This window comes from Streptomyces canus, from assembly GCF_030816965.1.
Classification (GTDB): domain Bacteria; phylum Actinomycetota; class Actinomycetes; order Streptomycetales; family Streptomycetaceae; genus Streptomyces; species Streptomyces canus_E.
Genome location: NZ_JAUSYQ010000002.1, coordinates 6,977,527 through 6,992,228, shown reverse-complemented (window position 1 = coordinate 6,992,228; position 14,702 = coordinate 6,977,527). Strand labels below are relative to the sequence as shown.

The 14,702-nt window shown below is 69.6% G+C and carries 4 protein-coding genes; 1 reads left to right on the top strand and 3 read right to left on the bottom strand.

Going from position 1 to position 14,702, the window contains the following annotated elements; all coding sequences use genetic code 11:
- The first annotated feature begins 2 nt into the window (after positions 1–2).
- Positions 3–2,510, top strand: a complete 2,508-nt coding sequence (glgB, locus tag QF027_RS33280; protein ID WP_307078809.1) for a 1,4-alpha-glucan branching enzyme — start codon at positions 3–5, stop codon at positions 2,508–2,510.
- 9 nt (positions 2,511–2,519) lie between these two features.
- Here glgB and QF027_RS33275 read toward each other — a convergent pair whose 3' ends face one another.
- The 3 genes from QF027_RS33275 to QF027_RS33265 are packed head-to-tail and all read right to left on the bottom strand — an operon-like array spanning position 2,520 to position 14,218.
- The gene (locus QF027_RS33275; RefSeq protein ID WP_306976171.1) at positions 2,520–2,879 is read right to left on the bottom strand and encodes a hypothetical protein; all 360 of its coding nucleotides are present in this window, start codon (positions 2,877–2,879) and stop codon (positions 2,520–2,522) included.
- Positions 2,876–9,769 carry a polymorphic toxin-type HINT domain-containing protein gene (locus QF027_RS33270; protein ID WP_307082584.1) on the bottom strand — a complete coding sequence of 2,298 codons (6,894 nt, stop codon included), beginning with the start codon at positions 9,767–9,769 and terminating at the stop codon, positions 2,876–2,878. Before QF027_RS33270 ends, QF027_RS33275 begins: the two co-directional genes overlap by 4 nt.
- 27 nt (positions 9,770–9,796) lie before the next feature.
- On the bottom strand, positions 9,797–14,218 hold the full coding sequence (locus tag QF027_RS33265) for a LamG-like jellyroll fold domain-containing protein (RefSeq protein WP_307078807.1): 4,422 nt from the start codon (positions 14,216–14,218) through the stop codon (positions 9,797–9,799).
- Positions 14,219–14,702: the final 484 nt, after the last annotated feature.

The window sequence follows — 14,702 nt, the reverse complement described above, 5'->3', positions numbered from 1 at the left end:
CAGTGACCCCCCGCCCCACCCCCAGCGGTTCGGACCCGAAGAAGTCGGCCGCGAAAGCGGCGAAGAGCGTGAAGAAGGCCGCGGAGAAGGCGGTGACCAAGAAGGCCGCCGCGAGGAAGCCGGATCCGGTGGCCGAGAAGGCGCCCGTGAAGAAGGCCGTGGCGAAGAAGGCCGCCGAGAAGAACGCCGTCAGCAAGGCTGTCACCAAGAAGACCGCCGCGAAGACCGCCGCCAAGACCGCGAAGAAGGGGACCGTAAAGGCGAAGAAGGTCGCCGCCCCGGTCCCGGCGTCACCACCGGAGGTACTCGTGGCGACCCCGGTCTCACCGGAGGTACCCGCCGCCGACCGCGACCGGCTGCTGTCGGGCACCCACCACGACCCGCACGGGGTGCTCGGCGCGCATCCGGTCCCCGGCGGGGTGGCCTTCCGGGTCTTCCGCCCGTACGCCCGGGCCGTCACGGTCGTGGCCGGGGACGTGCGGGCCGAACTGCACGACGACGGCGACGGCTTCTTCTCCGGCCTGCTGGCGCTGCGGGAGGTCCCGCCCTACCGGCTGCTCGTGGCGTACGAGGATACGGTCCAGGACACGGAGGACGCGTACGGCTTCCTGCCCGCGCTGGGCGACCTGGACCTGCATCTGCTCGGCGAAGGCCGGCACGAGCAGCTGTGGACGGCGCTGGGCGCCCGGCCCATGACCCACCAGGGCGCAACGGGAACACGCTTCACGGTGTGGGCGCCGAACGCGCGCGGTGTGCGGGTGGCGGGCACCTTCAACTTCTGGGACGGGTCGGCGTTCGCGATGCGCTCGCTCGGCTCCACCGGCATCTGGGAGCTGTTCGTGCCCGGTGTCGGCGAGGGCGAGCTGTACAAGTTCGAGATCACCCGCCCCGACGGTTCGAAGACTCTGCGCGCGGACCCGCTGGCCCGCCGCACGGAGGTCCCGCCCCACACGTCCTCGATCGTCCACGCCTCGCACCACGAGTGGGGGGACGGGGAATGGCTGGCCCGCCGTGCGGAGGGCGCCCCCGCACACGAGGCTCCCTTCTCGGTGTACGAGATCCATCTGCCGTCGTGGCGCCCTGGACTGACATACCGTCAGCTCGCCGAGCAGCTCCCCGCGTACGTCAAGGACCTCGGCTTCACCCACGTCGAGCTGATGCCGGTCGCCGAGCACCCCTTCGGCGGCTCCTGGGGCTACCAGGTCACCGGCTTCTACGCGCCCACGGCCCGCCTGGGCACCCCCGACGACTTCAAGTACCTCGTCGACGCGCTCCACCAGGCCGGCATCGGCGTACTGATGGACTGGGTGCCGGCGCACTTCCCGCGCGACGACTGGGCGCTCGCCGAGTTCGACGGCCGCACCCTGTACGAACACGAGGACCCGCTGCGCGCGGCCCACCCCGACTGGGGGACGCTGGAGTTCGACTACGGCCGCCGTGAGGTCCGCAACTTCCTGGTGGCGAACGCCGTTTACTGGTGCGAGGAGTTCCACATCGACGGCCTGCGGGTCGACGCGGTCGCCTCGATGCTCTACCTCGACTACTCGCGCGAGCCGGGCCAGTGGGTCCCGAACGTGCACGGCGGCCGGGAGAACCTGGACGCGGTGGACTTCCTCCAGGAGATGAACGCGACGGTCTACCGGCGGGTTCCGGGCGTGGTGACGATCGCGGAGGAGTCCACGGCCTGGGACGGGGTCACCCGCGCGACGCACCACATGGGCCCGGGCGGCTTCGGCGGCCTCGGTTTCGGCCTGAAGTGGAACATGGGCTGGATGCACGACTCGCTCGACTACATGAGCCACGAGCCGGTGCACCGCAAGTACCACCACGGCGAGATGACGTTCTCGATGGTGTACGCGTACAGCGAGAACTACGTCCTGCCCATCTCCCACGACGAGGTCGTGCACGGCAAGGGCTCACTGGTGTCGAAGATGCCCGGCGACTGGTGGCAGCAGCGGGCCAATCTCCGCGCCTACCTGGCCTTCATGTGGGCCCACCCCGGCAAGCAACTCCTCTTCATGGGACAGGAGTTCGCCCAGGGCGCGGAGTGGTCGGAGGAGCACGGTCCCGACTGGTGGCTCCTGGACCCGGCGTACGGCGCGGAGGCCGACCACCGGGGCGTCCGCGACCTGGTCCGCGACCTGAACGCCGTCTACCGCCACACCCCGGCCCTGTGGCAGCGCGACACGGACCCCTCGGGCTTCCAGTGGATCGTGGGCGACGCGTCCGAGGACAACGTCTTCGCCTTCCTCCGCTACGACGCGGAGGGGTCCCCGCTCCTCGCGGTCTCCAACCTCTCCCCGGTGGTCCGCCCCGCCTACCGGCTGGGCGCCCCGGACGACGTCCCGGCCTGGCTGGAGACCCTGAACACCGACGGAGCCCGGTACGGGGGCGGTGACATCACCAATCCGGACGTCGTGAAACCGGACCCCACCCCCTGGCACGGCCGCCCGGCGAGCATCCAGCTCACCCTGCCACCCCTGGCGACGGTGTGGCTGCGGCCGGCCTGAGGCCCGGTCTCAGCCGGCGGACTCGTCGACGAGGAGCGCTCCTGCCCGCTCGCCCCGCGCCGGGCGGGCGGAGAACCCGGCGTTCTCCAGGACGGCGATGACCGCGGTGTTCATCGCCTCCCGCGCGACCCGCAGCTCCCGCACCTGGGGGTCGCTCAGGAGCGCGTCGTGGGGCACGGTCCTGAAGTGTTCCTGGAGCAACGGGTGGACCCGCCACTGGAGGAAGGCCTGAGGCGGCAGCTGCTCGTCGTCGGCGATCTCCACGTAGACCCCGCAGGAAAGGGTGGAGTCGAAGGTCGCGGCGACGGGTAGGCCCGCTCTGACCAGGGTGGTCTTCACCTTGTCCGCGAAGATGTCGTGCCGGATCAATATCCCATCGCTTTCTTGAGCTTGTTCTCGAGGTCCGTATTCGACTGCTCGTTGATGAGCTGCCCCAGTTCCGTGTCCGGATCCGCCCAGGGTACAGACCACGTGACCTGCGCGTTGTCCGCCATGTGCTTGCCCAGCCGGCCGGCGCACCGCGGGCACGGCTGCCGTTCGGAGTACAGCTCCGAGATCTTCTCACCCGGCTCCAGCTGGCGGATGATGTCGTCCTCCGAATGGAAGTCCTTGCCGTTGCTCAGACCGTAGACCGGCTCGTCGCGTCCCTCGACGACGGCGACGGCCACGTTGCGCATCTTCAGCCCGAGGGTGTCCATCCGGTAGTTGAAGGCCTTGCTGGCCAGCCCGCCGCTGTTGATGGCGACCGCCGCGCCGATGGGGCACGTGCCGCCGCTGTTGTGCACCAGGATCGCCGTGGATCCGACGATCACGTAGAACGTGTGCAGGTCCTCGACGGTGAGGTTGTACATGTCGGCCCCGCCGGCACGGCCGGTGACGCCGACGACGGTCGCGTGCCGGTCCTCGGCCGTGTTGAGCGCGTGGCCCTCGGTGAGCTGCCCGGCCGCGACCCAGGCGTGTGCCGTGTCGTCCCAGAAGGGATGGCGGTACGTGGTGTGAAGGACCCGGACGCGCCCGTCACCCAGGCGGATCCGCAGGTCGACGAGGTCGGTGTCGTGGTGGACCAGGCGTGCGGTGACCTTGCGGGTGCCGCGGTGCTTGCCGTCGGCCGGGTCCGCGGCCTCGACCCGGTCACCCGGTTCGATCTTGCCGATCGCCTTCTTGAGGCCGTTCTTCAGCAGGACCCGGGTGTCCGGGGTGAAGCTGCACAGGGCGCCCGCCGCCCGGTCCATGGCGCGCACGAACCGCGCGCCGCCCGCCTCGACAGCACCGATGTCCCAAGTGGAGAGCGCCTCCCCCAGTACGTCGCACTCGTCCTGGTTGCCCTTGACGCAGCGGTACCAGGGCACGACCACGGTCACGTCGCCGAGTGCCGACAGGAGGTCCCTGGTCAGCGGCTTGTCGGCGTCGAGTTCCGCCTGTGTGTAGCAGACGTCGAACTTCGGGTTGGGGTCGATCGGGTTGCCGAAGCACTGGTTCGGGTTGAAGAAGTAGTCGTAGACCTGCTTGACCTTCTTCTTCTGGTCCTTGGTCAGGCCCGGGCTCTTGGTGGTGCTCGACTTCTTGGTGGAGCCGTGGTCGGGGACGCCGTCGCCGTTCTTGTCGTTCTTCGGGCAGGGGACGTCCGAGCCCCAGCCGCCGCAGTCCAGGTGCAGACCGGTCGGGTCGCTGTGGGTGACGGGGCTGCTGTTGGAGTAGGCGTAGGCGTTGAGCTGCTGGGGGTCGGTGGCGTCGAGGACCGGGTCGACGGAGAGGAAGCGGCCGGTGGCCGGGTCGTAGTCGCGGGCGCCGAGATGGACCAGGCCGGTGCTCGCGTCCTCGGTACCGCCGACGTACCCCTTGTCGCCGGGCCAGCTGCTCGGTGCGGTGCCGCGGGCGGTGCCGAAGGGGGTGGAGCGGCGCTGCTGGAGGGTGCCGGCAGCCGCGTCGATCGCCAGCTGGGAGGTGCCGTTCTGGTCGGTGACGAGGAAGGAGAGCTTGTTGTCGCTGGTGCGGACGGCCTGGTTGCCGCCGCCGAGGTCGTAGTAGCGGGTGGCCTTGGCCGCGGTGGCGTCCTTGGCCAGGGTGAGTTCGGTGGTGCCGAGGAACAGCGTGGTGTCGGCGTCGGTGCGGGTGATCAGCCGGTTGCCGTCGGCGTCGTAGACGTAGGAGGTGGTGGCAGTGCCCCCGCTGCCGTCGGGCTTGGTCACCTTCGTCAGGTGGCCCTCGGCGTCCCACTCCAGGGTCTGCTGGTCGCCGCCCATGGTGCGGGTGTGGGTGTTGCCGTCGGCGTCGTAGCCGTAGGTGTCCTGGGAGACGCCGTCGGGGCCGGTGGTGTCGATCGCGGTGACGGCGTGCGGGCGCACGCTGCCCGCGGTCGGGTAGGTGTAGGCGCGCTGGACGTCCTTGGCGGTGTTCCCGGTGGTGTCGTGCTCGGTCTCGGTACGGCGGTTGCCGCTGAGGTCGTAGGTGAAGGACTGCCAGTAGGGGGCGGGTCCGCCCAGCACCGCGGCGCTGGGAGCGGTGGCGCAGCCGGTGGTGTTCTGTGCCCAGGCCTCGGTCAGCCGGCCCAGGTAGTCGTAGGTGTAGCACTGGTTGTCGGTGCCGTCGCGGGAGACGTCCGCGACCGAGGTGATGTTGCCGGCCTCGTCGTAGGTGTAGGTGGCGGACTTGTCGGTGCCGGCGACTCCGTCGCGGTTGACGGCGGAGTTGTGCAGCCGCTGGGTGCCCCACTCGTAGGTGTTCTTGACGTCGGTCTTGATGGCGCCGGACGCCTGGTAGGTGTATTCGAGCGGTTTGCCGGTGTAGCTGTAGACGGCGCCGGTGAGGTAGGTGGCCCCGCTGCTCGCGCCGATGGTCTTGACCCGCAGCACGTCGTCGTAGCTCGGGGTGATGGTCTCCGCGGCCAGGCCGCCCGCGGCCGGGTAGCTGGTCGACTGGACGGTGCCGTCCACGTTGTACTGGACGTTGGTCTGGTAGGCCCCGGCGAGCACCCCCTCGGAGCTGGGGACAGTGACCGTGGTGCGGTGCGGCCGGTAGAGGGTGTCGTAGAGGCTGTAGGTGGTGGTGTAGGCGGAGCCGCTCGCGCCGCCCACGTACCGGGTGGCGGAGGCGAGTTGGCCCTCGAAGCCGCTGGGGTCCCAGACGTGCTTGGTCAGCAGCGGGCCGGTGGCGTCGCCGTCGTGGGTCTCCAGCTCGCGGCCGAGATCGTCGTAGAGGTGGGTGATCTTCTTCTGGTTGGCGTCCAGGGTGTAGGTCAACCGGTCCCGGTCGTCGTACTTCGAGGTGGTGGTGCCCTTGTCCGGGTCCGTGGCCTGGATCTGGTTGCCGCGCTGGTCGTACTGGTAGGTCCAGGAGTTGCCGGCTGGGTCGGTGAGCTTGGTCAGCTTGCCCGTCGGGCCGTACTCGTAGTGCGTCTTGTCTGGGGTGCCGGTCGGGGTGGCACCGTGGTACTGCCACAGCTCGGTGGTGTTGCCACGGGCGTCCGTGACCTTGGTGGTGGGGGTGGCACCCTGCGGCGGGGTGACGGTGGTGCGGTCACCGCCGTAGGCGGTGGTCGTGGTGGACAGCACCGCGCCGCTGTCGCCGTTGCCCGCGACCTGCTGGGACTTGGTGACCCGGCCCAGGCCGTCGTAGGTGTTCCAGGTCTGGGTCTCCACCCCCAGGGCGTCGTTGGGCACCAGGAGGTCCGCCGAGGGGGCGGCCGTGTTGTAGTACGGCGCGAACTGCTTGGCCGTCAGGCCGCGTTCGTCGTAGAAGGTGTCGCTGAGCAGCCGGCCGCCGTCCGGTCCCGGTGCCTGGGTCTGGCGCTCGCGCAGGAAGCCGTCGTAGAGCGTGTACGACGTCTTGCGGCCGGTGCCGTAGAGGGTGGTGGTGCCGACCGCGACGGGCTGCCCGTCGGTGATCGTGTAGGAGAACTCGTAGTTGGGGGTGTCGTTGTTCGCCTTCACCCGGTTGGGCAGCCACACCTTGAGGTTGCGGCCGAGCGCGTCGTAAGTGGTGTCGGTGCGCTTGTTGTTGGTGTCGAGGACCGTGGTGGGCAGGCCGCGCACGGTGTCGTAGGTGGTCGTGCTGGTCTGGGCGGTGGAGGCGGTGCCCGCGGTGGCGGGCGGGGTGGTGACCGTGGAGGTGGTCGGGAAGCCGGTCGTCGGGCTGTAGGCCGTGGTGGTGGTACGGCCGTCCGTGCGGACCGTGCGCACCGGCGCGGTGGTCTCGGTCCCCTTGACCGTCGCGGTGATGTCCGTGGCGGTGAGCTGACGCCCGTAGGTGTCGAAGCCCGCGCCCGCCTCCAGATAGGTGCCGGTGGTGCCGTCATGGCTGAGCAGGGAGGCGGTGCTGGTGGCGTCGCCCTTGGTGGGGGCGGCCCCGTAACCCTGGCCGTCGTAGGCGGACCGCACGTCGGAGACGACGTCCTTCGTACGGTCGGGGGTGTCGGCGCACTTGACCGCGACCGTCTCCGAGCGGGCGGGCTTGGTCAGGATCCAGGCGGTGGTGTTGTCCACGTAGGTCGTGCGGGTGCACTGGTTGTCCTTCGAGGTGGTCTCGTCGCCGAAGTCGTCGGTCTGGACGACCCGTCCGGCGGTGTTCTCGAAGGTGTTGGTCTTGTACGTCGTCCGCCAGGCGCTGCCCGCCCCGTCGTCCAGGGAGGTCCAGGTGCGAGTCGAGGCGGTGCCGGTCAGGTTGGCCGTGGTCGTACCCCACGTGCGGACGCGGGACGCGGTCTGGTGGTGCCAGGGCGTGCTGACCGTCTTCTCCAGGACGTGGCCGCCGGGGCCGCTGTACTGCTCCGTCTTGTACTCGAAGCCGGCCACCGCGTCGTCGTCGGTGATCGTGCCGCCGTTGTCGTCGGAGACGGAGGCCGACTTGGTGCCGCCGGAGGGCGCCGCCCGGTCGCCGTCCATGCCGCGCAGGAACCAGTGGTCGGTCTGCGACTTCATGCCGACCGGGTCCTGGCCGCCGGTCTGCACCCGGACGTGCCCGTAACCGCGCCAGGTCGACCAGGTCTTGTACTTCTCCTTGGTCAGCCCGTCATCGTCGTCGTAGTGCCAGGCCGCTCCGTCCAGATAGCTGTAGCGGGTGACCATCTCCGGCGAGGACTTGGTGCGGTCGACCTGGGTGACGGAGTCGACGACGTACTTGTCGAACCACTGAAGGCTCGGGTCCACGTCGCCTTCCTTGGTGAAGTACACCGGGAAGCAGCGTGTGGCGTTGGTCTGCGGGGTCGGCAGGTTCGCGGCGTCACAAGCGGCCGTCGAGTACTGCACGGCGAGTTCGCCGCCGGACTCGTCGTCGATCGTCGACAGGCGTTCCTTGATGAACGGGGAGGTGTCGTCGCCGTCGATGTCGAGCCGGTTGGCGCGCTGGTCGTAGGCGAAGGTGACCTTGGGCAGGGTGATTTCCGGGGTCGTCGACTTCCCGGTGTGCTGGATCGAGGCGAGCAGCAGCTGGTAGTCGATGTCGGCCATGCCCCAGCGGTGGTCGAGCGTCCAGGTGTCGACGGGGGTGTAGCTGCCGCCGGACTGGAGGACCTCCGTGGTGACGCCGGTCAGCCGCTTGCGGGTCCAGAAGCTCGGTGAGTACGACTTGGTGCAGTCCTCGCCGGACTTGCAGTTCAGGTCCCAGGGGGTGTCGTACCAGTAGAACGACTTGTCGTCGATCGTGTCCGCCGCGCAGGTCACGCCGGTCTCGGGCAGGCAGCGCTCGGCGGAGGTGAACTGGACCTTCGCCAACGCCTTCGCGGAGTAGGCGGAGGTGCTGCGCAGCCCGTAGTCGATGTGGTCGAGGTAGCCGCCGCGGTCGTAGACCGTCTCGTCGGCCGGCTTCAGGTCACGCGCGTAGTAGTTGGTCTCCTTGTTGTAGTAATAGGCGATGCTGTTGCCGTGTGGGTCGACGGCGTAGTCGAGGTTCCAGCGCCAGCCCTGCTGGCACCAGGAGTCGGCGAAGGCGGAGGCGTGGCAGGGCTCGCCGTCGTCGTCGCCGAACACCGGGACGTTCCAGGTGGAGTTGGTCTCGGGACTGCCGGAGGCCCACCCGGGGAGCCGGTTGTAGCCGAAGTAGTACTGGGTGCCGTCGGTGGTGGTGACCTTCCAGTACTCGTCGTTGTGGGCGCCATTGGAGCGCACGTCGCCGGTGGAGCCGTAGATCCGCTCGACCCGGGTGCCGTCGTCGCCCTTGATCCGGAAGGTGTTGGTGCCGGTCGCGATCAGCTCGCCGGAGTGGCCGTTGAACGACAGCGTCGCGTTGTCGTACGCCCAGCACACGTCGCCGGGCTTGGTGCCGTCGGCGTTCTTCACCCCGTCGTCGGCACAGGACTTGTAGCTGCGCTCGATGGATCCGGGCCACAGGCTGAAGCCGTCGCCGGCCCAGGAGGACTGGTTGTTGGTGTTGGCCGTCCGGCCGTCGATGCCGCCCGAGGAGTAGGCGAGGGTCACCGTCGGCGCGAACGCGCCGGGGACACCCGGCACCGGCATGTCGTACGACCAGGAGAAGTCACCGGAGTTGAGGTCGGTCTTCCAGGACGAGGACGCGGAGAGCTGGCTGGCGGTGTAGTCGCCGTGGTCACTGGAGCCGCCTGAAGTGGCGGCGAGCAGCATGGGGGCGGCCGTGGCGGCGCTGCCCTTGGCGACCTTCTCGCTCCGCTTCGGCAGCGTCAGGGCGTCGGCGGTGAGCGTCTGTGCGGCGGTGTCGTTGTGTGCGGCGACCGGGGTCCGGGTCGTGCACCTGCTGTCGCCCGGGTCGGTCGCCGCGCACGCGGGCAGCCGTACGAGCTTCAGGCGGGCCGCGTACGAACCGCCGTACGCCTGGGCGAACTCGGCGTAGTCGACACTGACGCCGACGGTGTCGCCCTGTGCCCCCTGCTGCGGGGTGACAAAGAACAGCAGACCGTCGATGCCGACGCGCTCGGTGGTCCTCTGGTCGAGGACCCGGACAACCGCTTTGCCGGACAACGGAGTCCGAGCCTTCTTCCGGGGCGCTCCGAGGGAGATCGGCAGGCTCCCGGCCCGCGTCGCCCCCTTCGCCACCGTGACCGTCGCCGATCCCGCCGCCGCCCAGGTGTGCTTGGGCGCGGCCTTCGGGAGTCGCGGCTCGCCGTCGTTCGTCCGGGCGCGGGGCGTCACCCCGTGTCCGGTCAGCGGCTTCTCCGCGCTCGGTACGCGCGGTGTGTCACCCGCCTCGGCCTCCGGCGCTGCCGTGGCCTGGAGGATCGCCCCCACCAGAACGGCGGGGACGAGGAGGGCGACCCGGGCCCGTATGCCTCTCGCCATCATCCGTGCTCGCATCACGATCGCTTCGTCCTCGTTCCTTCGTCAGGGCCCGGTGATGGTGTCCAGGTCGGCACCACCGGCGAGGGCGGCGATCTGGCTGTCGGTGGCGGCTCCTTGGAGCGCCCACACGTCGTCGACGGCGCCGCTCCAGTACTCGCCCCAGGTGCTCGCGCCGGTCTTGAGCCGGCCGATCTGGAGCCCCTTGGCGGCGGCGAAGGGCAGCACCGCGGTGTTCCACGACACCTCTTCGGTGCATGCGGGGTCGTCGGGCACGCCGTCGTCGTCGTTGTCGACGCACGACCTGACCTGGGTCTGGCCGTCGACGTAGAGGCTCATCCGGCCGGCGAAGGCGTCGTAGACGACCAGGATGTGGTTCCAGGAGGTGTTGTTCTGGAAATTGCTGTGCTCGGCCGTGGCCGTGGTGGCGGTCGCGCTGTCCGCGTTCGCCAGGACCAGCTGCCAACGCCCCGCGTTCGCCGGGTCGGTGGCGTCCGGGACATAGCGCACCGCGAACCCGTTGGTGGTGGCCCCGGCCATGCTCATCACCGTGACCGCCTTGGTCGGCCGGCTGGGCGCGGTCACCCAGGCGGACACCGTGAAGCTCTTGCTGGTGTCGACAGGTGAAGTCGCGGTCGCCGCATAGCCGCCTGCGGAGCCGTCCAGCGTCAGGTCGCCGGTGCCGACCATGTTGGTGAAGCTGGTGTCGTCGATCGCCGCACCGCTGCCCAGGGTGAGCGGGTGGGCGGTGTGGTCCTCGCGGACCAGGTCGTCGGCCGAGCTGCCCGCGGAGGCCGCGTCCAGCTTCCACCGGCCCTCCACCGTGGCCGTGCTGTCGAACATCGCCGCGATCTCAGGGGCGGACAGCGCCCGGTCGTACAGCTGCACGTCCGAGATCTGTCCCGGGAAGAAGCTGCTCGGGGTGCCGCTGAAGCGGCTGGCGCCGATCATCACGGGGCCGCCCGCGTAGAAGGGCGCGGTGACCTTCGTGGTCGCCACCCACTTGCCCTGTACATAGAGGCGCAGGTCGTCGGAGACGGCGTCGTAGGAGCCCACGACGTACGTCCACTCACCGCCCGGGGCCAGCGCCGGATCACCCTGCGCCGCCCTGAGCGGGGTGCCGCTGGTGGTGTCGGAGGAGTACTGGTTGAAGCTCCAGCCGTAGGTCGCCGAGTAGTACAGCTCGAAGCCCGGCATCACGCTGCCCTCCTGGGCCGCGATGACCGCCCCGTGCGTGGGTTTGGTCTTGGAGAGCTTGGCCCAGGCGGCGACCGAGAAGCTCTGCTGGTTGTTGAGGTGGGGGCCCGCGGTGACGGCGTAGTCGTCGACGCCGTCCAGGCTCAGCGCGGTGCCGGCGCGGCCCGCCTGCCCGAGCTTGGCCCCGCCGCTGAGCACCGCCGGGTTGACATCGGCGCGGCCGGTGAGCTGAGTCGTGGCGTTGCCGTCGGTGTCGGTGGCCTGTTCGTCGAGCGGGAAGACCGCACGGGCCGGACGACCGTTGCCGATGTTCCCGCTGCTGTAGAGGTTGCTCACCTCGGTCGACGACAGGGGCTTTTCGTACATCCGGACGTCGTCGATCGTGCCCGGGAAGAAGCTGGCCGGTGACCCGCTGTACGAACCGGCGCCGATCTGGAGACCACGGCGCGCGTCCCACGGGGTGGAGTACGCCGCCGTACCGGCGAGAGTGCCGTTGACATAGAGGGACAACTGCTGGGCACCGAGCCCGTAGACGCCCACCAGGTGCACCCACTCACCCGCCTTGACCCCGCCCGCGGCCGCCTGCATCGCACGCACCGGAGTGGCAGAGGCGGTGTCCGCCGTGTACTGGTTGAACGCCCACCGGTCGTACGTCTTGGAGTAGTACAGCTCGAACCCGGGCGCGTTGTTGCCCGGCTGCGCGGCGATCACCGCGGCCGTGTCGGGCAGCTTGTCCAGCTTGACCCACGCGGACACCGAGAAGCTGACGGAGGTGTCCACGGTCGGGATGTCGGAGACGAGGTAGTCGTCGACCCCGTCGAAGCCGACCGCGGTGCCCTTCTTGCCTTCGACGCCCAGGGTCGGGTTGCCCTGCACGTCGAGCGTGCGGGTGCCGGCGCTGCCCTCGGCCTGGGTGGCCGTGGCCGCCTCGTCCAGCTTCCACTCGGCGCGCACCGGCTGGCCCTGCTTGACGCGGAAGACGTAGGTGGTGGGTTCGCTGATCCGGCCCGCCGAGTCGATGGCCTGGACGGTCAGGAAGTTGGTGCCGGAGCGGGTCGGGCGGAAGCTGATCGTGCGGGCGGCGCCCGCGGAGGTGGTGACCTCGTTGTCGGAAGACGCGTCCTCGTTGACGCCGTACTGGTACTTCACGACGTCCGTGTCCGGGGTGTCGACGGTGAAGGTGCCGTAGCGGCCGACGCCGTCGTACACGGGGTCGTTGGGGTCGGCGTCGTTCTTGGCCGGGTAGTCGCCCGACGTGACGGTCGGGCCGACCGGGATGGTGGTGTCCCACACGAAGTAGCAGCTGGTGGCCGATCCCGAGGACGACCAGGGCGAGGCGCTGTAGTAGGTGCCCGCGTCGTAGTCCCAGGTCCGGGCGACCCAGGCCACCGTCGTGTTCTTCGGGATCTTCTTGCCGTTGGAGAGGGTCTCGGTGAGCGTGGTGCTGAAGTCCTTGCCGGAGGCCCGCGGGGTCATCCGGGCGGACGTCCACTGGGCCTTGAGGCCGCTACCCGTGTCCCACAGCAGCTGGAACTGCACGCTGACCTGGTCGCTGTCGGGGTCCTTGACGTCGTTCGCCGAGATCTGCGGCAACGAGCGGATGGAGACCTTGTTCGACGGTGTCCGGCAGGTGTTGCCGGGGGACATCGTCAGCTGACTCATGGCGAGCTGCTTGGGCGGCTGGTTGTACTTCACGCGCAGATAGGCGTCGTCGGAGAACCGCTTCCAGCCGTACTTGTCGTCCTCGTTCGCCGCCCGCAGCCCGAAGGAGGTGTACGCCGAATCGTGCGAGGACGCGTACTTCACACCCGCCGTCGCGTCGAACTCCACGTCACCGCCCGGGCAGGAGGAACTCGCGCCCTTGGCGACGTCCTTGGAGTCGAGTTCATCGAGCCAGTTGTCGGACGAGCTGTTCCACGTCGTCCCCGAGTCGAAGGACTTGGTGCGCCACAGCTGCACGGAGCGCCCGTCGCAGGAGCCGGACCAGGTCTCATGGGCCACGAAGGTCGCGCTGAGGATCGACTTGCCGGCGAACCTCGACGTGGGGAACTTGTAGAACAGCCGCTTCACGTCGTACGGCGCGCAGTAGTCCCAGCCGCAGTAGCCGACGCCCGCGTCCGAATCGCCGTTGAACCGCCACTGGGGCGAGGACGCCCAGTAGCGCGAGACCATCGTCCATTCGCCCGCCTTGGGCGTGTAGGTCTGCGGGTCGATGTAGACCGGGAACGTGGTGTCCTTGGCGGTCAACAGCTTCTGGTCGGGGGTGAGTTCGAGTCGGCCGCGGGCGATGTCCACACCGATGGGGGCGACCTTGGCGGCGTCGCCGGGACCTTCGGCCGTGGCGTCCTTCCCGGCGGAAGCGGCAGCCGCGGTGACGGTCCTGGCCGCGGCACCGTCCGCGGTCGCGAGGCTCTTCGGGGCGGCCGACGCCGCGGTGGGTGAGGCAACCGCGGGCGAGGCAACGCCGGTCGACGCGGCGCCTGCGGCGCCATCGGCCGTGGCCGACTCCCGTGTGGAGTCCCACATCACCGGCTGCCCGGCCTGGAACACCACTCCGCCGGCGTTCTCGTCGACGGCCTCCAGGCCGCCGGAGTCAGAGGTGCGCAGGTCCAGCCCCGGCGAGTCGACGCCCAGCTTCAGCTCCGCAAGGGCCGGGTTCTTCGCCGCCTCGGGGGTGTTGACGACCAGCACCTCGGAGAAGCCGTCCGTGACGGCGCGCAGCTTGAGGTCGACGTCCGGCAGGACGTCCGGGTAGGTGGCCGTGTCCCCGTGAAGGGTCGGCGCGGGCAGCGTGGTCGGCCACGTGAACGACAGTTTTCGCCCGGCCCGTTCGATCGTGACCAGCGGACCTCCGCCGCCACCGGAGAAGGAGAGGCCCACCGCGACCGCGTTCGGGGCCACGAGGCCGTCGGAGCGCCGGGCGAGGGTGTCGTCGATTCCCCTCCACCGTCCGTCGACCCGGGTGCGGACGGGCTTGAGGTGCTGCACCTCCTCGAACTGCCCGTCGGGGGTGGCGTACACCTCACTCGACTCCGTGCGCAGCGAGGTGATCTCGACCTTGGCACCGCCCGTGGTGGCCGCTTCCGCGGCGGCGGCCGACGTGGCCGCGGTCCTGGCAGGATGTCTGCCGGCACCGACGGCAGCGGTCGAGCGATGCGCGGCCTGCGCCTGGCTGCCGGTCCCCGTCGACGGCACCCCGCTCGCCACGACCGCCGCCGCGATCACGGCGATCACCGATCTGCCGTACCGCCGTTCCCGAGTCACACGCATGTCCCCCGCCCCCTCCGCCCTCACAGCGTCCCCACGTCGGGGTCATGAGAAGTTCAAAAACGGACGGGACCTTAACCGGTTCTTACTTGCACACGTCAAGGGCGTTCGACCGAACCTCCTGACCATTCCATTAGGTAAAGCGAGCACCTCCGGGCGCTCGGCCGACAGGTCGGTCCGGGGTGGTCTGATACTCACTTACCTGTTTTCGCCAGGGGCGCGGATCAGGACATACGGAGCGGACGCGCGGTCGGCGCACGTCGGGTCGCCTCAGCTGCCGCGGCCCGCCAACTCGTCTACCATTACCGGAATTTGGGATTCTTTACGGAAGGATTCGGCCTTTGTCGACTCCATGACCAGCTCGTCGCACAACTCCACAGGGCAGCCGAACACCTTGGTCCGTGACCATGAGCAGCGATGGCCGCGTGTACTGCGCCCCGAGTGTGGGGGCGCAGTCCGGCGGGGCCGCGTGGGAGTGGGCTTACGT